This is a genomic window from Acinetobacter sp. 8I-beige, assembly GCF_902505955.1.
GTDB classification, from domain to species: domain Bacteria; phylum Pseudomonadota; class Gammaproteobacteria; order Pseudomonadales; family Moraxellaceae; genus Acinetobacter; species Acinetobacter johnsonii.
Window position 1 is genome coordinate 1,035,072 of sequence record NZ_LR732790.1, and the last position, 24,547, is coordinate 1,059,618.

26 protein-coding genes are annotated in these 24,547 nt (G+C 42.1%); 18 read left to right on the plus strand and 8 right to left on the minus strand.

What is annotated here, in order from left to right:
* Positions 1-67: 67 nt before the first annotated feature.
* The gene (locus GVX98_RS04900; RefSeq protein WP_171503327.1) at positions 68-2,521 is read left to right on the plus strand and encodes an ExeM/NucH family extracellular endonuclease; all 2,454 of its coding nucleotides are present in this window, start codon (positions 68-70) and stop codon (positions 2,519-2,521) included.
* Between the two features lie 60 nt (positions 2,522-2,581).
* Here GVX98_RS04900 and GVX98_RS04905 read toward each other — a convergent pair whose 3' ends face one another.
* Complete coding sequence (locus tag GVX98_RS04905) at positions 2,582-4,024, minus strand: SulP family inorganic anion transporter (RefSeq protein ID WP_159127405.1); 1,443 nt, start codon at positions 4,022-4,024, stop codon at positions 2,582-2,584.
* 219 nt (positions 4,025-4,243) lie between these two features.
* Between GVX98_RS04905 and GVX98_RS04910 the strand changes: the two genes are divergently transcribed.
* From GVX98_RS04910 to GVX98_RS04920, 3 genes are all read left to right on the plus strand, one after another.
* Positions 4,244-4,855, plus strand: coding sequence for a glutathione binding-like protein (locus tag GVX98_RS04910; RefSeq protein WP_159127406.1), 612 nt, complete (start codon positions 4,244-4,246; stop codon positions 4,853-4,855).
* Positions 4,856-5,011: 156 nt separating this feature from the next.
* On the plus strand, positions 5,012-5,593 hold the full coding sequence (locus GVX98_RS04915; RefSeq protein WP_159127407.1) for an NAD(P)H-dependent oxidoreductase: 582 nt from the start codon (positions 5,012-5,014) through the stop codon (positions 5,591-5,593).
* A gap of 15 nt (positions 5,594-5,608) precedes the next feature.
* Positions 5,609-5,920, plus strand: coding sequence for a putative quinol monooxygenase (locus GVX98_RS04920; RefSeq protein WP_159127408.1), 312 nt, complete (start codon positions 5,609-5,611; stop codon positions 5,918-5,920).
* Positions 5,921-5,960: 40 nt separating this feature from the next.
* Here the strand turns inward: GVX98_RS04920 and GVX98_RS04925 are convergent, their stop codons facing one another.
* The 6 genes from GVX98_RS04925 to GVX98_RS04950 form a co-directional block, all read right to left on the minus strand.
* A complete protein-coding gene (locus tag GVX98_RS04925; protein WP_159127409.1) occupies positions 5,961-6,686 on the minus strand; it encodes a hypothetical protein in 726 nt (241 codons plus the stop codon).
* Between the two features lie 185 nt (positions 6,687-6,871).
* On the minus strand, positions 6,872-7,657 hold the full coding sequence (locus GVX98_RS04930) for a thiazole synthase (RefSeq protein WP_159127410.1): 786 nt from the start codon (positions 7,655-7,657) through the stop codon (positions 6,872-6,874).
* A gap of 12 nt (positions 7,658-7,669) precedes the next feature.
* A complete protein-coding gene (gene thiS / locus GVX98_RS04935; protein WP_078388931.1) occupies positions 7,670-7,867 on the minus strand; it encodes a sulfur carrier protein ThiS in 198 nt (65 codons plus the stop codon).
* 19 nt (positions 7,868-7,886) lie between these two features.
* Entirely contained in the window at positions 7,887-8,252 is a 366-nt protein-coding gene (locus GVX98_RS04940) for a DUF423 domain-containing protein (protein WP_159127411.1), read from the minus strand.
* 129 nt (positions 8,253-8,381) lie between these two features.
* A complete protein-coding gene (gene rpoH, locus GVX98_RS04945; protein WP_004982243.1) occupies positions 8,382-9,251 on the minus strand; it encodes an RNA polymerase sigma factor RpoH in 870 nt (289 codons plus the stop codon).
* Between the two features lie 138 nt (positions 9,252-9,389).
* Entirely contained in the window at positions 9,390-9,623 is a 234-nt protein-coding gene (locus tag GVX98_RS04950) for a sulfurtransferase TusA family protein (RefSeq protein WP_159127412.1), read from the minus strand.
* A 391-nt stretch (positions 9,624-10,014) separates the two neighbouring features.
* Here GVX98_RS04950 and GVX98_RS04955 point away from each other — a divergent pair, with 391 nt between their 5' ends.
* Entirely contained in the window at positions 10,015-10,227 is a 213-nt protein-coding gene (locus GVX98_RS04955) for a cold-shock protein (RefSeq protein WP_004648643.1), read from the plus strand.
* Between the two features lie 97 nt (positions 10,228-10,324).
* Positions 10,325-11,476 (plus strand): ATP-dependent RNA helicase RhlB, encoded by a 1,152-nt coding sequence (rhlB, locus tag GVX98_RS04960; protein WP_159127413.1) that lies wholly within the window; start codon positions 10,325-10,327, stop codon positions 11,474-11,476.
* Positions 11,477-11,535: 59 nt separating this feature from the next.
* Here rhlB and GVX98_RS04965 read toward each other — a convergent pair whose 3' ends face one another.
* Positions 11,536-11,916: a hypothetical protein gene (locus GVX98_RS04965; RefSeq protein ID WP_004982234.1), complete on the minus strand. Its 381-nt coding sequence runs from the start codon at positions 11,914-11,916 to the stop codon at positions 11,536-11,538.
* A 232-nt stretch (positions 11,917-12,148) separates the two neighbouring features.
* Between GVX98_RS04965 and GVX98_RS04970 the strand changes: the two genes are divergently transcribed.
* The 12 genes from GVX98_RS04970 to GVX98_RS05025 all read left to right on the plus strand — a co-directional run bounded on the left by GVX98_RS04970 (position 12,149) and on the right by GVX98_RS05025 (position 24,524).
* Positions 12,149-12,724 carry a nitroreductase family protein gene (locus GVX98_RS04970; RefSeq protein ID WP_159127414.1) on the plus strand — a complete coding sequence of 192 codons (576 nt, stop codon included), beginning with the start codon at positions 12,149-12,151 and terminating at the stop codon, positions 12,722-12,724.
* Between the two features lie 23 nt (positions 12,725-12,747).
* On the plus strand, positions 12,748-13,821 hold the full coding sequence (locus tag GVX98_RS04975) for an NAD(P)H-dependent glycerol-3-phosphate dehydrogenase (RefSeq protein WP_004982230.1): 1,074 nt from the start codon (positions 12,748-12,750) through the stop codon (positions 13,819-13,821).
* Between the two features lie 102 nt (positions 13,822-13,923).
* Positions 13,924-14,379, plus strand: a complete 456-nt coding sequence (gene sixA / locus GVX98_RS04980) for a phosphohistidine phosphatase SixA (RefSeq protein ID WP_004982229.1) — start codon at positions 13,924-13,926, stop codon at positions 14,377-14,379.
* Positions 14,380-14,408: 29 nt separating this feature from the next.
* The gene (gene gspL, locus GVX98_RS04985; RefSeq protein ID WP_159127415.1) at positions 14,409-15,548 is read left to right on the plus strand and encodes a type II secretion system protein GspL; all 1,140 of its coding nucleotides are present in this window, start codon (positions 14,409-14,411) and stop codon (positions 15,546-15,548) included.
* Positions 15,548-16,027 carry a type II secretion system protein GspM gene (gene gspM / locus GVX98_RS04990; protein WP_159127416.1) on the plus strand — a complete coding sequence of 160 codons (480 nt, stop codon included), beginning with the start codon at positions 15,548-15,550 and terminating at the stop codon, positions 16,025-16,027. Before gspL ends, gspM begins: the two co-directional genes overlap by 1 nt.
* A gap of 90 nt (positions 16,028-16,117) precedes the next feature.
* The gene (locus tag GVX98_RS04995; protein ID WP_159127417.1) at positions 16,118-17,128 is read left to right on the plus strand and encodes a quinone-dependent dihydroorotate dehydrogenase; all 1,011 of its coding nucleotides are present in this window, start codon (positions 16,118-16,120) and stop codon (positions 17,126-17,128) included.
* A complete protein-coding gene (locus tag GVX98_RS05000; protein ID WP_004696270.1) occupies positions 17,125-17,709 on the plus strand; it encodes a CvpA family protein in 585 nt (194 codons plus the stop codon). The genes GVX98_RS04995 and GVX98_RS05000 overlap by 4 nt, the downstream gene beginning before the upstream one ends.
* Before the next feature lie 24 nt (positions 17,710-17,733).
* Positions 17,734-19,269: an amidophosphoribosyltransferase gene (gene purF, locus GVX98_RS05005; RefSeq protein WP_004696272.1), complete on the plus strand. Its 1,536-nt coding sequence runs from the start codon at positions 17,734-17,736 to the stop codon at positions 19,267-19,269.
* 87 nt (positions 19,270-19,356) lie between these two features.
* Positions 19,357-21,243 carry a M48 family metalloprotease gene (locus GVX98_RS05010; protein WP_168158907.1) on the plus strand — a complete coding sequence of 629 codons (1,887 nt, stop codon included), beginning with the start codon at positions 19,357-19,359 and terminating at the stop codon, positions 21,241-21,243.
* A gap of 120 nt (positions 21,244-21,363) precedes the next feature.
* On the plus strand, positions 21,364-22,029 hold the full coding sequence (locus GVX98_RS05015) for a hypothetical protein (protein WP_159127418.1): 666 nt from the start codon (positions 21,364-21,366) through the stop codon (positions 22,027-22,029).
* 2 nt (positions 22,030-22,031) lie between these two features.
* Entirely contained in the window at positions 22,032-23,000 is a 969-nt protein-coding gene (locus GVX98_RS05020; RefSeq protein WP_159127419.1) for a D-glycerate dehydrogenase, read from the plus strand.
* An 84-nt stretch (positions 23,001-23,084) separates the two neighbouring features.
* A complete protein-coding gene (locus GVX98_RS05025) occupies positions 23,085-24,524 on the plus strand; it encodes a M48 family metalloprotease (protein WP_159127420.1) in 1,440 nt (479 codons plus the stop codon).
* Positions 24,525-24,547: the final 23 nt, after the last annotated feature.

Below are 24,547 nucleotides of genomic sequence, written 5' to 3' on the forward strand. Positions count from 1 at the left end.
TTTATTAATCATGATGTAACGAATAAAAATTAACCTGCCAGCTAATTTAACCAACTGATAAAAAATGATGAAAAATTTTAAGCCACAGATATTAAGCCTGAGCCTGATTTTGGCAGGTTGTTCCTTTCCTGCCTATGCACAGCTATTGTTTAGTCAGTATGTAGATGGAACTTTAAATAAGAAAGGATTGGAAATTTATAATCCAGATCCGACGACGGTCAACTTGGCAGAATATCAGATCAAGCAATACGCAAATGGTGAGACCAGTGCAAATTTGACGGTGAATTTGACAGGTCAATTGGCGGCAAAGGGGCATTATCTAGTCGGGCATTCTGCTTTAAAAGAAGCTCTGGGCGATGCGGTGCAACAGCAGGCGAACTTAGCTTTTAATGGTGACGACACTTTGGTGCTTTATCATAATGGCATTGCGATTGACCGCTTTGGCACAGTGGGTGAAAAACCAAGCACTGGATGGGGTAGTGTTGCAAAGGGAAATAGTTTTAAACGTGCACTATTAAGTAATAATGTTTCCAGTACGGGGATTGACGTTACTGCGCCGTTTGATTTGGCATCGGCATGGGAAAAATGGTCAGATCGAGATGCATTTTCCAGTTATCTGGCTGGAAATACGGCACCGCCGCTAAGCACCGTGAGCTGTAGTACGACAGCTACCCCAATTGCGGCATTGCAAAGTGCAGCGCAAGATGTGGAATATGTGGTGAAAGGCGTAATCACGGCAGATTATCGTTATAACAATGGTTTCTCAGGTTTCTTTGTTCAAACCCCAGATACTCAAGCCAAAGCCAATACCAGCAATGCGGTGTTTGTCTATGTGCCTTCTTCAAGTAGCGTGACAGGTGGGCAAGTCGGGCAGGAAGTAATTTTCAGAGGCAAGTTAAAAACCTATCAAAACCAACTGCAGCTTCAAGATTTAAGCAGCGATATTAACGTATGTAATCCTTCGGCGAGTGATTGGGTTAAGCCAATGGCGATCAATTTGCCTTTTGATAGTTTGACTGAAACTTCAGGCCATGCACCAAAACGCTATCAAGGCATGTTGGTCAATATTCCTCAAACGCTCACGGTCAGTGAAAACTATGACTATGGGCGTTATGGTCAGTTGGCTTTAAGCCCCGCGCGTTTATATATCCCAACTAATCTATATCCTGCTCATTCAACCGAAGCCAAAGCACTGGCACAACAGAATTTACGTTCTAAACTCATTTTGGATGATGGCTATAATAATCAGAACAGAACGCCGTGGTTGCCAACTTCCTTTAGTGCTAAAAACACCTTACGTACAGGTGCACAACTGCAAAATGTACAAGGCATTTTAGAATACCGCTATAACCAATGGCGAATTCAACCTGTGCTTGGGGCAACAATGCCGCAAGTCTTAGACACGATAAACCCACGTACGAGCGTTCCAGCAAAGGCCACACAACAAGTTCGTGTTGCAGCATTTAACGTACTGAATTATGACAATGGTTTGGCACAAGGTTTTCCTACGGAACGTGGTGCAAGTTCCGAAGCTGAGTTTAAAAAGCAACATCAGAAAATTGTCAGTGCATTAAAAGCGATTGATGCAGATGTTTATGGTCTGATGGAAATTGCCAACAATGGTTATGGTGAGCGTAGCGCAGTTGCTTATTTAGCTCAGGCGCTGGGGAGCGACTGGAAATATGTAATACCTCCGAATGCTGAAAAACTTGGAACCGATGCGATTGCTGTTGCCATTATTTATAATGCTAAGCGGGTCAAACCAATCAATGTTGCAGCGGTCTTCGATGATCAGAGCCAGAAAAATCGAGTCACGATGGCGCAAACCTTTCAAGCCTTATCAGGCGGGAAGACTTTTACAGTTATTTCGAACCATTTGAAGTCTAAAGGTAGCTGTCCAGATGATAAAACTTCGATAGAGGCAGATCAGGGGGATGGTCAAGGCTGCTGGAATCCAACCCGCGTTAAAGCGGTGCAAGCGTTAATGCAATGGGTCGCAAAGAATCCAACACAGGTGAGTAAACCGAATGTCTTACTGTTGGGTGATTTGAACAGTTATGCCAAAGAAGATCCCATTTTGGCGCTTGAACAAGCCAACTATAAAGTGCTGTTGAATGATGAAAAAATTGGTCAGGGGAAAACTGCTTATAGCTATGTCTTTGGTGTAGCCAGTAATACTCAAGGTTATGGTGGTGCAGGAAATCTAGATCATGCGATTGCTGATGCAGCACTTTATCCATTGGTGAAAAAAGCATTTGCATGGCATATCAATGCAGATGAACCGACAGCATTAGACTATAACGAAGAATATAAAACTGAGGAGCAAATTGCTGCATTCTATGCAGACGATGCTTACCGCTCTTCTGACCATGACCCTGTGATTGTGGATTTAGACTTAAACGATGCAGTGGTTAACGATGATGATAAAACCAGTGCAGGAAGTACAGGGCTGTGGTCTGCATTAGGGTTAATTGGTTTGGCCTTGTATGGCAGTCTAAGACGCCGCAAGAATCAGTCTTAATCCGCTTTATTGACAACAAAAGGGCGTCATCGCCCTTTTGTTTTGTCTATGGTTTTAACTTTATGAGCTGATGCGGTCAATGAGGGTGCTGCTGGCTTCATTTAAGCCTAACACCTCGACCATAACACCGCGAGCTGCAAACTTTTCAACCACAGCATTCAACATATTGACTGAAGTCATATCCCAAATATGTGCATTACTGAGTTCAATTTCAACCTTCTGAATATGTTCGTTAAAGTCAAAAAACTGAAAGAATTTCTCTGAACTGCTAAAGAAAATTTGACCGCTTACCATATAGCGACGGGTATGGTTATGCAGTTCAGACTGAACATGAACCGTACTTTCCAGTTTGTTGATGAAAAATAATGCGGACAGCAAAACTCCGACAAAGACGCCCAAGGCAAGATTATGTGTGGCTAAGACAATGATCACGACACTCAACATCACCACATTACTTTGTAGCGGATGTTTAGCGATGTTTTTAACTGAGTCCCATTGGAAGGTTGTAAATGCCACCATGATCATAATGGCAACCAAAGCTGCCATTGGAATATAGGACAGCCAGTCTTTAAAAAACACCACCAAACACAGTAAAAACACACCTGCCACTAAGGTTGAAAGTCGAGTACGCGCCCCAGAACTGACATTAATCACAGACTGTCCAATCATGGCACAACCTGCCATGCCACCCATAAAACCGCTTACAATATTGGCCATACCTTGTCCGCGGCATTCTTGATGACGGTCACCTTCAGTGCCTGTGACTTCATTCACTACTGTGGTGGTCATCATGCTTTCAAGCAAACCGACGGTCGCTAATGTGATGGCGTAAGGGAAGACAATTTGCAGCGTTTCAAAGGTCAGTGGAATATCAGGCAGTAGAAAAATAGGTAAAGTATCGGGGAAATGACCTAAGTCACTGACCATACGCATATCTGTGCCTAAAAACAGTGCCAAAGCGGTCAGGACAAGAATGCAAATGAGCGGTGAGGGAATGTTTTTTCCCACTTTAGGCAGATAAGGAAACAGATAAATTACAGCGAGGCCAAGTGCGACAAATGCATAGCCCCAGTAATTCATTTGGCTGAGCTCTGGAAGTTGTGCCACGAAGATTAAAATCGCCAGCGCATTTAAAAAACCATACACTACGGACTGCGACACAAAACGCATCAGTTTGGCAACTTTAAAATAACCCGCAACGATCTGAATGACCCCAGTGAGAATGGTTGCCGCCAGTAAATACTGTAGGCCATGCTCTTTGACTAGCGTGATCATGAGTAGTGCCATCGCGCCTGTTGCTGCTGAAATCATGGCTGGACGGCCACCAAAAAAAGCAATGCTCACTGCGATACAAAAGGAGGCATACAGTCCGACTTGAGGGTCTACACCTGCAATTGCTGAAAAAGCAATAGATTCGGGAATTAGAGCAAGTCCTACCACTAAACCTGCTAGAACATCGGTACGAATGTTAGAAAACCATTCATCTTTTTTAAGGCTAATCACAGATCAAATTCATTTTAGGGTCAAGGGGGCTATGTTAAAACAACTCTGTTGCAAATTGCAGTGTTGTTGTACTTGAAAAAAAATGTGAATTAGACAATATTCAATAGGCGAACGAATGATTTTTCGTTTACGCTTTTTTGCAATTTACAGGTTTTGATCACTTGAAAGTTTGTTAGAAGCCATTTAAAACAGAGAATAGAGTTATAACAAGGATCAGATATGAAGCTTTATTATGCACCGGGTGCGTGCTCACTTGCGGCGCACATTATCCTCAATGAAATTAATGTTGACTTTGATTTAGTCCGAGTAGATTTAAAAACACATAAAACAGAAAAAGGTGCTGATTATTACGAAATTAATCCAAAAGGATATGTACCGGCTTTAGAGATTAATCCAGGTTTGATTCTGACTGAAAATGTAGCCATTTTGCCATTTTTAGCACAACATGATCCAAAACAAGATCTTATTCCGCCATCGGGTTTGGGGCGTGCCAAAGTTTTAGAATGGCTAGGTTATTTAAACTCTGAATTACATGATGCTTATGCTGTTTTCTTCGGTGCGCCATTAGACGCTGTTGCTAAAGAAAAAGCCTATACAGAGATTGATCGTTTACTCAGTTATATCGATAAACAAATTGGTGAGTCGGATCATGACTATTTGGTCGATGATAATTTTGGCCCAGCAGATGCATATTTATTTGTCCTCACCAATTGGTCAAATGGCATCGAACATGACTTATCACCGTATAAAAATATTATCTTTATCCGTAATAAAGTGGCTGAACGTCAGTCAGTACAAATTGCAATGCGAGATGAAGGTCTAATTCCTTAATTTTGATGCATTGAAGAAGCGCCGAAAGGCGCTTTTTTATTACTCTAAAGTTTATTATTGATATTTAGTCAATAATATTTTGCAGATTAACTACTTTTTAGCGCAGAAAAGAGTCTTTATAGTGCCTGCATAGATTTTGGCTTTTAGGTTCTTCCCATGAAAAATATTTTATTAATTAACGGTGCGAAAACTTTTGCACACTCGAATGGTCAGTTAAACGATACCTTAACTGAACTTGCACAAGAGGTGTTGTTAGACTTAGGACATCAGGTTCAAGTGACACGCGCCGACAGCGAATATGATGCAAAAGTTGAAGTGGAGAAATTTCTGTGGGCAGACACCGTGATTTACCAAATGCCGGGTTGGTGGATGGGTGCACCATGGACTGTGAAAAAGTATATCGATGATGTCTTTACCGAAGGGCACGGTAGTCTGTATGCCAATGATGGTCGCTCACGTGCAGATGCTTCAAAAAAATATGGTTCAGGTGGTCTGATTCACGATAAAAACTATATGCTGTCGTTGACATGGAATGCACCGATGGATGCATTTAATGATGCTGAACAATTTTTCCATGGGGTTGGGGTCGACGGGGTTTATTTACCTTTTCACAAAGCCAATCAATTTTTAGGGATGCAAACCTTACCGACGTTTATTGTCAATGATGTGATTAAAGCCCCTGAAGTTGAAGCCTATATGGCACAGTACCGTGACCATTTGACGCAAGTTTTTGCTTAATTGGGAGATGCGAGTATGTTAACTGTCATTGCTGAAATTATTTGTCATTCAGAGCAAGATTTTACAACGGTTCTTGATTCATTCAACAACATCCGTGAGCAAGTATTACAAGAGCCCGGTTGCCATCTCTATGATGTGTATATCGACCATCCTGCTGTTGAGAGTGCATTACAAACCAAAGTACCGTTTTCAATCATGATGTATGAAAAATGGGAAAGTATGCAGCATTTAGAAACACATATGCACAGTATCAATATGCAGCAACATGCTCAAGCAACTGAAGGTGCAGTTGCTCATGTACAAATTCGTATTTTAGAAGTGCAATAAGTGATGCATATGAGTTTGACAGAGCTTTTCTTCGCTCTGTTTATTTGAACTCCAGTGGCTCATTGAACTGAACCTGTTCGAGTTTCAATGCGTAGCGCTGTTTGAGTGTTGTCCATTGAACTTTGACAGGTTGAGTGCTTTCAGTAAACTCATTTTCACCTGTCGTAATTTTTACTTTACCTGTCATAAAGTTGATACTTCGCGCCGTGATGTCGCCTGATGCACGGTGGAAATCATCGACATCATAACCAATCAGTTTAAACGCACGGTCTTGGTGTCGGAAGGTATACGTGTGATTGGTCACATACCACGAACCACAGCTTAACCAGTAGTGCAAATGAACTTTAAGCACGCCTTTTTGAATGCTTAACGCTTCAGTCTCACCGAGTGGATCAGCGAGGCAAGGGGACTCTATATCGCCTTCTGTCGGCAAAGTAGTATTAGTCGCCGCAAGTTGATAACCATGCGTTTGCTTCAATAAAAGCAAAAGCTTTCGTTCATTGATATTGAGGACATCACTCCCTAAGCGATCATTTTTAACAATATGTTCAGGATTGGTGTCTTCAATAATCAGGGCAATATCCGCTTGACCATCTTGGTTTAAATCACCTTGGATTTTTTCTAAAACCTTCCAGTTTTTTGGCACAAAAGCTTGGTAGCTCGTTTTGAGAGTCGGTTTTGCCTCTGCTTTGGCCCAAGCATTGCTTGTGAGTGTTATGAAAAATAGGGTGTTGAGTATGAGTGTTGGTCTGATCCATTTTTGCATGGGCATCGTTTCCTCTCATTTTTATATGTTTATAGATATTTGAAGATGGATATTATTGAGTGTATCAAAGAGTATGGCGGAATGTCCCTACAAGCTAAGTCAGCATAAAATACTGACTTTATATTGAAATAAATGAAAAAGGACTCCGAAGAATCCTTTTTGATTGCTTAACACAGATTAAGACATTACTTAAAGAAATAACCTGTTTCTGGTGAGCTTGCGTTGGCCATACGTTTACGAGGCATACGACCTGCAAGGAATGCTTCTCGACCCGCTTCAACAGCTTTTTTCATTGCAGAAGCCATTAAAATGGGATGTTGAGCGGCAGCGATCGCGGTATTCATCAACACGCCATCACAGCCGAGTTCCATGGCAATGGCTGCATCGCTTGCCGTACCCACACCTGCATCCACTAATACTGGCACTTTGGCATTTTCTTTAATAATAGAAATCGTGTGTGGATTCAAAATCCCTAGACCAGAACCAATCAAACTGCCTAAAGGCATGATGGCAACACAGCCCATGCTTTCAAGCTCTTGCGCCACAATTGGGTCATCTGAAGTATAGACCATGATTTCAAAACCATCGTCAATCAAGGTACGTGCCGCTTTCAATGTTTCGGTAATGTTTGGATACAGCGTTTTTTCATCGCCCAATACTTCAAGCTTGACCAAGTTATGACCGTCTAATAATTCACGCGCTAACATACAGGTACGCACGGCACTATTGGCATCAAAACAGCCTGCTGTATTCGGGAGAATCGTGTATTTTTCAGGTGGAATCACGGACAATAAGTTTGGTTGGTCGGGGTGTTGACCAATATTGACGCGACGAATCGCAACCGTCACGATTTCTGCGCCACTGGCTTGAATGGCCAAATCGGTTTCTTGCAGGTCCTTATATTTACCTGTGCCCACCAGTAGACGAGATTGAAATGATCTAGAACCAATGATGAGAGGGCTGTCTTGCATGTGAACTCCGTATTAACCGCCACCGACGGCATGAATAATTTCAATTCGATCCATTGCACAAATTGGGGTGTGTTCCAATTTACTTTTACTAATAATGTTTTCATTTTGCTCAACAGCAAAACGTTTGCCTTCAAGTGCAAAGGTTTGCACTAGCTCAAGCAGGGTTTTACATTCGGTATGCTGTAGTTCGCCGTTTAAATAAATCTGCATTGTGCTCATCTCTAGTTGTTTACTTGGCATATTTCATGGCATTCCATGCCAGAACCAACCAACCTGCAATCATCAATGCACCACCAATCGGGGTAATCGCACCTAGGCCACGCGGTAAGCCCAATGCCATGACATAGAGGGAACCACAGAAAAATAAGATGCCGACTTGGATCAGTAAAAAGCTGATTTTGATGGGAAGTTGCGGGATAACTTTGGCCAAAATGCCGAGTGCCAGTAAACCAATTGCATGGTAAAAAAAGTAATCAGTTGCAGTTTGCCACCAAGCCAGTTGGGCTTCAGTAGCACGTGCTTTGAGACCATGTGCGCCAAAGGCACCTAATATAACGGCAAACGCTAAATTCAGCGCTGAAATCGCAATCCACATATGCAATGCTTTACTTATATCACTGTGCGCAACAAAGTAGCATATTTTGAAGAAAGGTTAAAAGACAAAAAGCCTCATTTATTGGTAAAAAGAAAAGGGCATTTCGCCCTTTTCTGTATTGGTATCATCTTAGTTCGATGACATTGCCACTTTAATTTTTTCCATGGCATTTTTTTCAAGCTGACGAATACGTTCGGCCGAAACATTATATTCAGCAGCTAGTTCGTGCAGCGTCGATTTTTCATCATCTAACCAACGGCGCTGTAAAATATTACGCGAACGGTCATCAAGCTGTTCCATGGCATCATGCAGAGCATTGGTGCTTTGTTCTTCGTAATCTTCTTCTTCAGCCAAACGCGCTGGGTCGTAGCGGTTATCTTCAAGATAGAGCGCAGGTGCAACATGGGTTGAACCTTCATCGTCATCATCGCCCTGAGCTTCAAACGCTGCATCATAAGCAGTTAAACGACCTTCCATTTCTAACACCTGTTCAGGTGTCACATTGAGGTCATTTGCAATCGATTGAGCTTCTTTTAGAGTGAGCTTTTTAGACGATTTTTTTAGACTACGTAAATTAAAGAACAGTTTACGCTGTGCTTTAGTCGTCGCAATTTTGACAATACGCCAGTTACGAATCACATATTCGTGAATTTCTGCTTTAATCCAGTGCACCGCAAAAGAAACCAAGCGTACGCCCATGTTTGGGTCGAAGCGTTTAACGGCTTTCATTAAGCCCAAGTTGCCTTCTTGAATGAGGTCACCTTGAGGTAAGCCGTAGCCTGCATAACTGCGGGCAATATGAACCACAAAACGCAGATGCGACATGACTAGAAGTTTAGCGGCATCGAGGTCTTGGTCATAATAGTAGCGTTCAGCTAACTCTTTTTCTTGTTCCGCTGTCAAAATCGGGATTTGGTTGACAGTACTAATATAAGCGCCCAAGTTTACACCTGGTGCCGATAATGACAGGGGCATCAATTGATTGCTGCTGTCACTCATGTGTTCTCCTTAGGGATTTCATTTTTACCCAACAATTGAATTTATCTTAATCCAATCTTCCACTGAATAATGGAAAATTGGGTATAGAAATGTAAACTTTTATGCAAATGTGAATAGACTTAGTGTAATTGAAAAGAATTAAGATTCAATGAAGTAGTGAAATTCATGTTCATTAATTTGTTTCAAAACACAAGTTAAATGATGGATTTCGCAATAACGCGTGATATCGATCTGACTGTGCGGATCAGACGATTTTAATAGAAAACGCTGCGCCGGACTCTTCTTAAGTGCGCGTTTAAGCAACAACAGAGGCATAGGACATGGTTGCCCCATTGCATCAATAATGTTGGTATTTTGTTCGATATCACTCATATAGCTAGGGCAGGCTTCACAACATTTAGGTGGATAGAAATAGTAGCAAATTCAGTGCCAAAACCCAAATATTTCATGTGTTATAGGCCTATAGTCGCTATATCTAAAATTACAAATAACTAGTTAAAAAATATGCTGAATTAAAAAGACGATTAATCAAAAAAAAGGGTATGAATTGTTTTTAACCCATGTTAAGCTCGTCGCGTACTGGGATTTAACACAACCATAAATTGTTTTAAATCCTATTTTACAAATGGATGTAACCGGGATTTTGTTAATAGTTATACAGAATGATTACAAGCTTAGAAATAATAAATATTTTTAAACCTTGTTTGGTCTGCTGTTTGCAACACCGGGTGGTCCTTCTTTTAGATACAATGAGGATTAACTTATGACAGCTCGTGAACAAGGCGTAGTTAAATGGTTCAACGACACTAAAGGCTTCGGCTTTATCCAACGCAATGGCGGCGACGATGTATTCGTTCACTTCCGTGCAATCCAAGGCGACGGCCACCGTTCACTACGTGACGGCCAACGCGTTGAATTCAGCGTTGTAAAAGGTCAAAAAGGCTTCCAAGCTGAAGAAGTACAACCTTTAGACTAATTGTCTGAACGTACTTTAAAACGCCCCAATGTAAATTGGGGCGTTTTTGTTTATACTACAGATCAATTTTCGTGATTTTTCGTCAGAGCGCACTTATATGTCATCAGGTTTTGAAACCTTAAATTTACATCCTCAACTTAAACGAGCTATTGATGCTTTAGGTTTTAAGGATATGACGCCTATTCAGCAAAAGGTTTTAAAATTCACTTTGGCGGGACACGATGCAATTGGTCGTGCGCAAACAGGGACTGGTAAAACAGCGGCATTTTTGGTGAGCGTGATTAACGACTTGCTGAACAACCCAATTCAAGAGCAGCGCTACAGCGGTGAACCTCGCGCCTTGATTTTAGCACCGACTCGAGAGCTTGCACTGCAAATTGAAAGCGATGCGAAAGAACTCACAAAATTCTCAGATTTACATGTCGTGACGCTTTTAGGCGGCGTTGACTTTGATAAACAAAAAGCACAACTCGATAAAAAACCTGTCGATATTATGGTGGCGACGCCAGGTCGTCTGATTGACTTTGTTGAGCAAAAAGAAGTTTGGCTCGACCAGATTGAATTTTTAGTGATTGATGAAGCCGATCGCTTATTAGATATGGGCTTTATTCCTTCAGTCAAACGTATTGTTCGTTTCTCACCGCGTAAGGAACAACGTCAGACTCTGATGTTCTCTGCAACGTTTAGTTACGATGTTTTAAACCTTGCGCAGCAGTGGTTGTTTGAACCTGTAACTGTTGAAATTGAGCCAGAGAAGAAGACCAATGCAGACGTTGAACAACGTGTGTATATGGTCGCAAAGTCTGATAAATATAAATTGCTACAAGACATTCTGCGTGATGAGCCCATTGAAAAAGTGATGATTTTCGCAAATCGTCGCGATCAAGTGCGTAAGCTCTATGACAACTTAAAGCGTGATGGCTATAAGGTGGTAATGTTGTCAGGTGAAATTGCACAAGACAAACGTCTGAAAATGCTAGACCAATTTAAAAATGGTCAACATAACATCATGATTGCAACCGATGTTGCAGGTCGTGGTATCCATGTGGATGGTGTATCGCATGTGGTGAATTTCACCTTACCTGAACAGTCGGATGACTACGTACACCGTATTGGTCGTACAGGCCGTGCAGGTACACGTGGTGTGAGTATTAGTTTCTTATCTGAAGATGATGCGTTCTATCTGCCCGAAATTGAAAAAGCCATTGGGCAAAAACTACCACTGACACGCTTAGAGGGCTATTGCTAATCGTTTGACGTGATTGGTGTAAAAAAACCGCTCAGATGAGCGGTTTTTTTATGGTATCTTTATTTTGCTTTACATGAAAAAGTCAGGATTGTTTGATAGTCACTGTCTTGGTTAATACCTGAGTTTGTACCCGAAATAGAACCCAGTACGGAAGCGGCTGCTTGGATCATTTTTCCAGTTTCATCGCTCACCACGCCTTTTAAAGCACCTTGATATTCGGTTTTTTCATCACTCACAATCGCCGTTGCTTTAGAGCCACACGTTTTAGCTGCTGCTTCAATGGCGTTGTTTTTTGCAATCAATGCAGTTTTACCAATACCCGTAACTTCGTATTGATTGTCAGCTTTTTGGATCGCTAAAGAGTTGCTTGGTGTCGATGCGCAAGCGCTTAGAAGTAGTGTTAGTGCTGCTGCTCCAGCAATAGCGATATTCTTTTTCATTTCATACCCCAGTCATGTTTTATTAAATCATTGTTTATTGGAACATAGCTTGTAGGATGAATCATGTAAGAAATGTATGAAAAATGCAGTCTTATCGAACAGTTTGAAAAGTGCTCAAAATTTTAAAATTAGTTTTGCCGAAACTGGGTATTTCATACTGAAGCGCTAGAGCAAACTTTTCAGAGTGTGCTACTCTAAAACGTATTGTTTAATTTGAAAGATTAAGAGCCTAATGACGGAACTCGCGGTAGATATCGTTCACCAGAATATGCATCAACGTCAATCGATTGGCCATTTGGTCGAGCCTGCTCCCAATGCAGAACAATTAGAGCGGGCATTTCAAGCCGCATTGACTGCACCAGATCATCATCGTTTAAAGCCGACACGTTTTATCGTGATTGCTGAAGATCAACGTGAGGCATTTGGTGAGTTATTGTCACAAGCTTTGGCAGATTTGGGTGAGACTGAGGCAGCACAATTAGAGCGTGTTAAAAATCATCCTTTTCGTGCCCCATTACTGGTTTTGGCACTGACTAAATTTCAATCGCATTCGAAAGTCCCTAATTTTGAGCAGACTTTAAGTAGTGGGGCTGCTATTCAGAATTTTATTTTGTCCTTACAAGCTCAAGGTTTTTCGAGCATGTGGCGTAGTGGGGCAGTGGTGGAATCGGTACATTTCAAACAGGCTTTAGGCCTCAGCGCAGATGATTTGATCTCAGGTATTTTATATATTGGTACGGCAGTTAAAGCGATTCCGCCACGTGCCGAAATTCAAACCCAAGATTATGTAAGTTATTGGAATCAATAGTTCCATTTTAGGATATAAAAATAATGTCAGAGTTAAAGTTTTCAGATTTGGTTGAACCTGTAGCAGTAGATCAAAAAACGGCACTACGTATTACAGTTTTGGGTGGTGGTAGTTTTGGGACGGCCATGGCGAATACCGCGGTTCGTAATGGCTGCGATACCATGATTTGGATTCGTGATGAAGCCGTTGCAGCTGATATTAATGCGACGCACGTAAATAAACGCTATTTGCCCGATTTTAAACTTGAAGATGGTTTACGTGCAGTTTCAAATATAGAAGAGGCTGTTCGTGATCGCGACATTATTTTGGTGGCGATTCCGAGCCATTCTTTCCGTGATGTCCTTAAACAAATCAAACCGTTTATTACTTCGCAAGCAGTGGTGTCTTTGACCAAGGGTATTGAAGCGAATACTTTTAGTTTTATGAGTGACATTATTCGCTCAGAGCTACCAGAAGTGCCTTATGGCGTGTTATCTGGGCCCAACTTGGCCAAGGAAATTGTGGCAGGACAACCAGCGGGAACAGTGATTGCAAGCCAGTCTGACTTGGTGCGTTACGCTGTACAACAAGCTTTGCATAGTGCCTTGTTCCGTGTTTTCGCCAGCGATGACGTGCATGGTGTAGAACTTGGCGGTGCGCTTAAAAACATTTATGCGGTTGCGATGGGAATGGCTGCTGCATACAAAGTCGGTGAAAATACCAAGAGTATGATTTTGACTCGTGCTTTGGCGGAAATGAGTCGTTTTGCTGTGAAGTTAGGCGCAAATCCACTGACCTTCTTAGGTTTGTCTGGTGTCGGTGATTTATTTGCAACGTGTAGCAGTCCACTGAGTCGCAACTATCAAGTCGGTTTTGCACTGGGTCAAGGAAAGAGCTTGGAACAGGCGACCACTGAATTGGGACAAACAGCAGAAGGCATTAACACCATTGTACAAGTCAAAGCACGTTCTGAAGAGCTAGATGTGTATATGCCGATTACTAGCGCTTTATACAGTGTTATTTTTGAAAATGCGCCACCAATGACAATTGCATTATCCTTAATGAAAAATGGACACCGCAGTGATGTGGAGTTTGTTTTGCCGCATCATGAGGTTTAAAGGCGCTTAAAAACCGAAATAAAATGAGCGTTTAAGTGGGTAGAATGACTGAATTGTCATAAAAATTAATTAAAATAATCAGGATTTGAATAAGGGTTTTTTATGCAACTGACTTTGGTACGTCATGGCGAAGCTGCACCACCGATCATGGGGAATGACACTAAACGCCCACTCACCGAGCGTGGGCATGCACAGGCGGAGCAAACTGCTGACTTTTTAAAGTCACGGATCCAACCAGATGTCTTTGTGGTTAGCCCATTGTTGCGTGCGCAGGAAACATTGGCACACATCAAACAGCACTTTGCGGATGTGCCTGTCGTAATCTGTAATACCATTAAGCCAGATGATGATGCAAAAGCGGCAGTGGAATGGTTATCGCATTTGCCGTATGAGTCTATTGTGGTGGTGTGCCATATGAATGTAGTGGCACATATCGCCTCGATTTTGGTGACAGAATCTTTCAATCCTTATGCTTTGGCTGAAGCGCGGATTTATGAGCAAGCAGTTATCGCGGAAGGCTTGTCGACACAAACAAAAGCATTTATACCTAGCATATAAAAACCAATTAAAACGGCAGAATATAATACATGTTGCAAATTTGGATGCCCGAAGCCGATGGAACATGGCACTGGTCTATAGGGGAAAGATGGCAATCTGCTCATACACTTGAGCAATTGATCCAAGATATACAAGCGCATCATGGTGAGGAAGCAACTGTTTTCTTTCCAAGCCGTGATGTGCAAATTATTCAGCAAAATATGCCTAAGGCCCAATACAAGCAGTTGGGGGCTGAAGGTGTGAAGTATTTGCTGGAAGAATATGTATTGAGCTCAATCGATCAGATGAAAGTATTACATCACTTTCAAGCACCTGAGCAACTCACTGTTTTGGGTATTTCAAAGCATCGTTTAGAGACTTTGCAGCATGCCTTGAGTTTGATTCCTGTGAAGCTGGTCAGTCTATTGCCTGATTTTCTGATTTTGCCTGTACCTGATGCAGAACAGGTAATCTTGGGCTATGTTGAAGAGCGACTTCTGTTTCGCTCTAATACTTGGTTGGGCGGATCAATTGATGATCTTGCTGTATTTTTAGATTATCAAGCAGCCAATCAAAAATATAAAATTTGTAACTTTAGTGCTTCGCACATGCATAGCTTAAACGCCAGTGTGACGCAGGAGCAGCTTGAGTCGTTCCATTATGAATGGACGGCATTGCCAAGAGCAAAACAACATCCATGGAATCTTTTGCCGAAGGTGAAAGAGCAACATGTTTCAACGGGCTATTGGAAAGCCTGTGCAGCGGTATTGGCTGCATTGATTGTGACGCAATTGACCTATGATGCGACCCGTTGGTATCAAAATAAAAAGCTTGCAGAGCAAGTGGCTGTTCAGGCGGTCGATCAATTTAAATATTGGTTTGGTGCGAACTATCCTGTGACCGAGCAAACGCTGCGAAGCCAGTTTGAATATCAACTGAATATGAATAAACAAGCGGATGCTCAAGCTTTGTCTTTATTGAGTCGCGTTGGGCCTGTGCTCATGCAACAGCAAATTGTGGCTAATCAGGTGGTGTATGAAGCAAATAGCCTAAATATGCAACTTAAAGCCAACTCGGCAGAGGCTTTACAGACACTCACTCAGCAGCTTAATCAACAGGGTTTTCAGGTTGAATTAGGCAATATTCAGCCGACCACGGGTGGGGCAATTGGAATGGTGAAAATACAATAATGAAAGCCATGCAAAATTTACAAACTGTTTTGGATCAGCGTTTAGAGCTGATCAGTACTTATTTTGATCGTCTTACACCGCGTGACCGTGTACTAGCCATCTTCTTAGTTATTTTCGTCTTAGTGAGCTCGATAGGGACTGCACTTTGGTATGCCCATGCTGCGGCAGATAAACAGCAAAAACGCGTGAACCAGCTCAAAGAAACCATGACATGGATGCAGAGCAATGCAGTCACCATGAAATCGAGCTCAGATGGTCAACTAACCCCGATGGAGCAGATCCAACGTATTGCACAGCAGCAAGGCTTATCGGTTGCTTCGCAGCAGAATGCTGAACAAATTCAGTTGGTCGTAAGCCATGCAAACTATGTGGTGTTGGCCAACTTTTTGACTCAACTAACGCAAAATGGTTTGAGTATTGAAAAAATGGAGTTGGTCTCAGACGCAGGGCAGATTAAATTATCGGCTAGCGTGAAATAATCGCTAAAAATAAAGCCAGACGAAGCATGGTGTTTTAGCGAGGCTATGCCTATAATATGGCGACTTAAAAAGCAGTAGACTTTTACAGATATGTTGTATTCTCTTGCCCGCCCTTTGTTGTTTACTTTAGCACCAGAGCGTGCACATGAGCTAACACTATCGCTATTGAAATCAACGCATAAGCTAGGCTTAATGCGTCAAAATATAGCGGCTAAACCGGTGACATGTATGGGCATCGAGTTCCCCAATCCTGTAGGTTTGGCTGCTGGTCTAGATAAAAATGGTGCTTATATTGACGCACTGGCAGGTCTAGGGTTTGGTTTTATTGAAATTGGAACCATTACTCCGCGTCCACAGCAGGGCAATCCTCTACCGCGTTTATTCCGTATCCCACAAGCTAAAGCCATTATTAACCGTATGGGTTTTAACAACGATGGCGTGGATCAACTGATTGAAAACGTCAAAGCGGCAAAATTTAAAGGTGTTTTGGGCATTAATATTGGTAAAAATGCGGATACCCCAGTCGAAAAAGCGGTAGATGACTATCTCATTTGTTTAGAAAAAGTCTATAACTATGCGTCTTATATTACTGTCAACATTTCTTCTCCAAATACTAAAAACCTGCGTAGTTTGCAAAGTGGTGACGCTTTAACCGAGCTACTAGAGACGCTGAAAAAACGTCAGTTAGAGTTGGCTGAAGAGCAGCAGCACTATGTACCCTTGGTGCTGAAAGTTGCGCCGGATTTGGAAGCGGAAGATATTCAATTTATTGCGAAACAACTGCTTCAGTTTAAAATTGATGGTCTGATTGTGACCAATACGACTTTGTCTCGTGAAGGGGTGGAAAACTTACCTTTTGGTGATGAAGCGGGTGGTTTATCTGGTGCGCCTGTGTTTGAGAAAAGTACAGCGTGTTTAAAAGCCTTTGCTGAGGTTTTAAATGGTCAGATTCCTTTGATTGGTGTGGGTGGGATTTTTTCGGGTGAGCAGGCGCTTGCAAAACAAAATGCAGGGGCAAACCTTGTACAAGTTTATAGTGGCCTCATCTATACAGGACCAACCTTAATTCAAGACTGCGTCTCTGCAATGAAAACAACATGAATGCCATTGATATCTTCATATTGATTGTATTGCTCATTGGAGGGCTCAACGGTTTGCGTCAAGGATTTGTTAAAGCCTTTGCGAACTTGATAGGATGGATTTTAGCGCTAATTGTTGGTGCTAAATTTGCAAGTGTCCTAGCACCTTCGATGGTCTCACTCAGTGAAGATCCAGTGGTTCAAAAAATTGCAGCTTTTGCATTTATTGTATTGGTTATTGTGGTTTTGACGTGGATAGTCACGGCATTACTGAATAACATATTGAAGAGTTTAAAACTCGGGCCTTTGAATCGATTAGCCGGCGGTGCTTTTGGTTCATTAAAAGGGTTGTTAATTGTTCTGATTACGATGCAAGGTGTGGGTTCTTGGGTTGAAAGCTCTCCATATTGGAGACAATCCAAATTTGTCCAAACACTTTTGCCTTACGCGCCTTGGGCGATGGAGCTTTCTAAAGAGGCTGCAAGCGAGGCGATGTCACATATCAAGTCTAAAGATACACATGTATCTTCAGATTCTTCACCGAAAATTTCCTCGAAAAATGCTGAGGGACAGGGTGAGTCAACAAATAATCCTTTTTATTAATCCTAGCTTGTCTGCGAGGTTGCTATGTGTGGAGTAGTTGGTATAGCTGGTAAATCAGCTGTTAACCAAATGTTGTTTGATGCATTAACGATGTTACAACATCGTGGGCAAGATGCAGCTGGGATAGTAACCTGCCACGAAGGTCGTTTATTCTTACGTAAAGACAATGGCATGGTTCGTGATGTGTTCCACACTCGCCATATGCGTGCATTACAAGGTAACTATGGTATTGGGCATGTGCGTTATCCTACTGCGGGTTCATCGAGCAGCGCTGAAGCGCAGCCCTTCTATGTGAACTCACCTTACGGGATCACGTTAGCGCATAATGGTAACTTAACCAATGCTGAAGAAATTCATGACGATCTGTTCAAAACAGACTTACGTCATATGAATACGGATTCAGACTCAGAAGTACTGTTAAACGTGTTTGCGCATGAGTTGCAAAAACGCGGCAAATTGATGCCTACAGCAGACGACATTTTTCATGTAGTTAGTAAAGTACATGAACGCTGTAAAGGTGGTTATGCTGTAGTTGCAATGCTTACTGGGCATGGCTTAGTGGGCTTCCGTGATCCAAATGGTATTCGTCCACTGATTTACGGTTCGCGTGAAACTGATGCGGGTATGGAATATATCATTGCATCTGAGTCTGTCGCTATTACGGCACTTGGCTTTAAAGTTGAGCGTGATATTGCGCCGGGTGAAGCGATCTTTATCGACTCACAAGGGCAGATGTTTACCAAGCAGTGTGCTGAGGCGCCTGAATACCGCCCATGTATTTTTGAATATGTTTACTTTGCGCGTCCAGATGCGATCATTGATGGCATTTCAGTCTACAAAGCACGTTTAAAAATGGGCGAAAAGCTTGCTCAAAAAATCTTGACGGAGTGGAGTGAAGAGCACGATATTGATGTCGTGATCCCAATTCCAGATACCTCGCGTACCTCTGCACTTGAACTGGCAAATATGTTGGGCGTGAAGTTCCGTGAAGGCTTTATGAAGAACCGCTACATCGGCCGTACCTTCATTATGCCAGGTCAGCAATTACGTAAAAAATCAGTACGTCAAAAGTTGAACCCTGTTGAACTCGAGTTCCAAGGTAAAAATGTACTTTTGGTGGATGACTCGATTGTGCGTGGTACTACGTGTAATGAAATTATCCAGATGGCACGTGATGCGGGTGCGAAAAAAGTCTTCTTTGCTTCTGCTGCGCCGATGGTGAAATATCCAAACGTGTATGGCATTGATATGCCAGCAAAAGAAGAGTTGATTGCATCTGAGCGTACAGTTGAAGAAATTCGTGAAATTATTGGTGCAGATCGTCTAATTTTCCAAGATTTGGAAGACTTAAAAGCAGCTGTGCGCACTAGCAAAGTACCAGATTTACAAGAGTTTGATTGCTCGGTATTTGATGGTAAATATGTTGCTGGTGGTATTGATGAAGCTTATTTAGATGAATTACAGGCGAAACGCCGTGAAACATCGAAAAAGAAAGACAGCTATATTGATGTCAATATTGATGCAGCTTCCGTTGATTTGACGGGTGTGAAAGAAGTCTAATTGATTTAGATTTGAGAAAAGCGGGAGTTTCCCGCTTTTTTCATTTATGATGGTTTGGTTCAAACAATGTAAGAAAAGGGATTTACATTGAAGGGTGTAAGTTATTCAATCATAAAGAATAAAAATATGTTGTGGTCTGCCAGTATCTGTTTGCTTGCGGTACTTTTGTCGCTATTTATTTTAAATACTGTGGCTGGACTGCTGGTTTTTTATTTTGATTCGAGTCAAAGCATTTTTTGGCATAGCTTAAGTATTTATATCATTGGTTTATTGCTCTTGGTGATGAGTTATTCCGTGGTATATGAGTTGTATGTGTTCCGTTCGGGTGGACATAGTCTGGCCAAGCAACTGCGTGCACGACGTTTAAGTTTGATTGAAAGTACACCAGAAGAAAGTATTGCACTGAAAATTACAGAAAAACTTGCTGATACTTTTTTAATTGAAACACCTGCTGTCTATGTTTTGCCCGATGAAGTGGGGGTGAATGCCTTAACTGCTGGTTTTTATCCCAAAGATATTGCGATTATTTTAACGTGGGGCGCACTGCAAAACCTCGATGAACTTGAGCTGACGGGGTTATTGAATCATGAGTTTAATCAAATTTTATCTGGTGAGACCGCTGAAAATACACGGCTAAAAATTTTATATAGTGCCCTCACCACCTTCAGTCAGTGGGGCAGTAAAATTGCTAAATTGGGTTTTTCAACTCATCATAAAAAGTCGCAAAGTTTTGAAACCACTTTTGTCGCAACAGGTGGTGTGATTTGGCTGATTGGTAGTTTGGGGGTGCTGGTTACCCGCTGCATTAAGTTTCTGACGTTGGGGGGGCGTACTTTAAAAAATGATATGAAAACACGTCGCCTGATGCAAAATGATGCCAATATTCAAACCTTGATGCGTATATATGTGCATCACGCAGGTTCACAAATTCACAGCGAATATTCTGAGTCGATTGCACACATGTGTTTTGCCAACTCATTAAGTGCGCAAAGTTGGATGAATATTCATCCAAGCATTGAAGAGCGTATTTATGAAATGAATCCGAATTTGGTTCAAGATATACAGTTGGAAAACCTAGAAAAACTGCGCAACCGTCCGCTATTTGGCTTGTTTCGTTCCTTAGAAGAGCAGTACGCGGATTTCCAAGCCCCTTGGACTTCACCGCAGCCTTTGCCCTTATTACGACTGTCTCCGATTAGTTTTGCCATTAAAGATGCGATTAAACCGCTCAACCCTGAAGTGCGTGCGCATATTGAACGTCCAGAGTTAATTCAGCGTGCTTTACAGACCGCAACAGGCTCACGCGAGCTGATGGTCGCAATTCTCATGATTCGCCAATTCCGTGAGTTTATTCCTGCTGAGGCTGAGGTCAGTCGTGCCATTGTTGATTCATTGTTAAACCTAGATGGTCGTGTTCATATTTCAATTTTCCATGAGGCATGCCGAAATATTGGTGGCATGCCAGCAACAATTGCACGCCAGTTTTTATTAAAGTTGGCGAGGATTATTCAAGAAGATGGTGAAATTGGACTGTTGGATGCGCTGTTACTCGAACGAGTCAAGTTTGAACTGAATCTTTTGCCTGTACATACACCTGCGGCCCTAGATGAAGTTAAACCGCAGATTGTGCGTTTAATTGATGCTTTGTTACATGTGCAACAAATCAATAGTGAAACACAGCTGGAAGTACGAGAGAAAATCTTACGTCGAGTTTTAACTGTGCAAGAGTTAGAGCAGTATGCGGAAATTTCAGATGAGCCGATTGATTTGGCTGAAATTTTAAATGATATGGCGGGGCTGCTGCTGCGAGATCGTTTGAGTATTTTGGGGGTGGCTGAAATTTGTTTATGGAATGACCGTATTATTACTCAAGATGAGCAGGATGTTTTGGAGTTGCTCTATTGGCGTCTCGGTTTTGACAGTGAAGAGATCGTTGAGCAAATGCAAAAGAAGAATCGCTTGATGATTGTTTAAGTGAGCGTTCAATGCATTCTCAGTATTTGCATACTGACTATGCGAATAAAATGTGAAAAGAACAGCATCTCTAGGCATTTCTCGATAGAATATGCATTGAATAAAGTGTGAAGGTAAAAGATGATCGGGCATCAGCGTGAGGTTTTGGCGAGTTTAGGAATTGATTTGTGGGTTCCTGATTTTTTGCCGTCTCAACAAAATGTAGCCACATCGATCTGGCGAGATCAAAGCACGCTTGAGATTATTTCTGAAATTGTGCGACCTCAGTCTCAGCCCGAAGCCAAAAGCATTCCTGAACATCCACCTGTAAAGAATAAGCTTCCACATCCAGCGCCTCTTGCTGAAATTGAAACACAACCGATTGAACAAGAAACTGTTACAGCATTAAAAGAAGAGATTGTCCGAGAGGCCATCCATGTTGAGGCTTTTCAGTTGCAAGCTGTTGCCTTGGAGCACTGCGCCTTAGTGATTGAAGCGACACAATTGAGCCTGGAGCAGCAACAGCTGTGGCAAAATATTGTGCAAGCCTTACCTGCGCAAAAGTATGCGCTGAATTGGCCTTTTCCTTTGTTGAATTTCCAAGATGGTCGCGGTGTTCAGAGTTATATTCAAGGTTTCATTGATGGTTTAAGTCAGGGTAAAACTGTTATTACATTGGGCTTTATACCAAATGCTAATGGTATAAAAGTCACACAAACAGCAAGCTTACAAGAAATGCTTGATCAGCCATTACTTAAAAAAGCCCTGTGGCACATGATGCGAGCAAAACAACAAAATATGGAATAGGTATGAAGCAGAAAGTCGTTGTTTTTAGTCAAATAGATGCAGAAGTATTACATCGCTTAGAGCAGCGTTATCATGTGGTGGTCATCAACCCGAAAGCAGGTAATGTAAATACGCAAATCCGTGAGCAAGTTGCGGATGCGGATGCCATGATTGGTGCAGGGCGTTTACTGAATCAAAACAACCTAGAAACGGCGAAACAGCTCAAAATTATATCTAGTGTTAGTGTGGGCTATGACAACTATGATCTGAACTACTTAAACCAAGCAAAAATTTGGCTCAGCCACACCCCTCATGTGCTAACTGAAACGACTGCCGATTTGGCCTTCACTTTGTTGATGAGTGCGGCGCGTCAAGTGCCTTATTTGGATCAATGGACCAAAACTGGTCAGTGGTCGCGTACTGTCGGGCAGGCACAATTTGGTCAGGAAATTTTTGGTCAAACATTGGGTATTATTGGCTTAGGAAATATTGGTGCGGCAATTGCGCGACGTGGTTTTCATGGTTTTAATATGAATATTTTGTACCACGGGCGCCGAGAAAAATTAGAATTGGCACAACCCTTAAATGCACGTTTTTGCGAATTAGATGAGCTGTTGGAGCAATCAGACTTCGTTGTCGTGGCGGTTGATCTAAACGCGTACACGCAGCATTTGATTGATGCAGAAGCTTTTAAGAAAATGCAATCGCATGCAGTTTTTGTAAATATTTCGCGTGGTGCCGTGGTGGATGAACAAGCACTTATTCAGGCCTTGGAGCAAAAGCAAATTTTTGCAGCTGGGCTGGATGTTTATGAAAAAGAACCCTTGCAAGATTCGGCACTGTTCCAACTACATAATGTGGTGACGTTGCCGCATATTGGTTCTGCAACCTCCGTAACACGTAAAAAAATGGCAGAGTTGGCTTACCAGAACTTGGTGAAAGCGTTGGAAGGTGGTCAACCTCAATATGCGGTGAATCCTGAATTTAGATAAAAATTTGATAACACTTCATTGCATTTTCATTCAATTATCAATGTTATAGTCATTCGATTCCTTTAAATAAAGTCGGGGTGAGGGTTGAAGCGTTTTCTGTGTGCGTGCAGTTTAAGTCTTATTTCGACTGTTGGTTTTGCAGAAGGTCAATTTCTTACGAATGCCCCACAGTTCAATGTGCCTGAGATTGGTTCGGGTATAGGTTTTATTGATCAATATAATGAGCGCTATATTGGTGAAAAAGTTTATCGTGAAGTACAGCGTCAGCTACCTGTTACGCAAAATCCGTGGCTAGAAGATCAACTGATGAATGCTTTTTCAAGCATTTTGAGTCAAACCCAACTTGGTCAACCGATTGGTCTGGTGGTCATTAATGACCCGCAAATTAATGCCTTTGCAGTTCCGGGTGGTTTGTTTGCATTAAACGCTGGTTTGATTACCAATGCCAATAATATGGATGAAGTTGCTGGCGTAATGGCGCACGAAATTGCCCACGTCACACAGCGTCATTACAGTCGCTCACAAGAGGCGTTTAAGGGGCAGGGGTTACTCGCGCTGGCAGGGATTTTGGTTGGTGCTTTGGTTGCGTCTCAAGCTGATGGTGATGTCGGTTCTGCAGTCATGGTTGGTACGCAAGCCGCACTCATGGACAAGCAGTTGTCTTATAGTCGTAACCAAGAGCGTGAAGCTGACCGTATAGGAATGCAGTACATGTATAGCGCTGGTTATAACCCACAAAGTATGGCTGATTTTTTTGAAGTGATGCACCGTGCAACCAGTCGAGTGAGTTTTTTACCTGACTTTTGGTTCACACACCCACTCACGACTGAGCGAATGAGTGAAGCGAGACTTAGAGCGAATCAGTTGCCTAAAGTGAAATCTACTTGGCGTGATGAAGACTTTGAAATCTTGAAGCTGTATACCGCGGTGATCTCGAATCAGGCGACAGAACAGCAACTACAGATGTTGGTGAGTCGTAACAGCTATGCAGCACAACTGGCTTTGGCCAGTTTTTACCTTAAACAAGGTGACTATAAGCTTGCTCAACAAGTGTTAGATCAGGCCAAGTCGCATCAGAAATTACATAATCTACAAATCTTGATTCAAACTGATATTTTACTTGGACAAAATCGGGTGAATGAAGCTCTTACCGTGATCCAATCACCTGCGAGCATCATGCCTGAAAATCGGGCTTTAAATTATAAATTGGCTGAAGTTTATATACGTCAGAATCGACCTGAGCTTGCGCAGCATGTACTCAATCGGTTTTTGAAAAATAATCCGCGTGATGTGAATGCGTGGAGAATGATGCAGCAAGCAGCGAGTTTAGATAAAAAGTCACCAATGCGTACCATTAATGTTTTGCGCTACCGGGCTGAAGTGCAGTTTTGGTCGGGCTTTGAAGAAGAGGCGATTAAATCTTTATTGCATGCTCAACGTTTAGCGAAAGATAATGGATCAATGTCAGCGACCATTAAAACGCGTTTAACCCAAATGCAAAAGGATCGACAATTTAGAGCTTAGAAAAGTGGTATTGCAAATAGAGG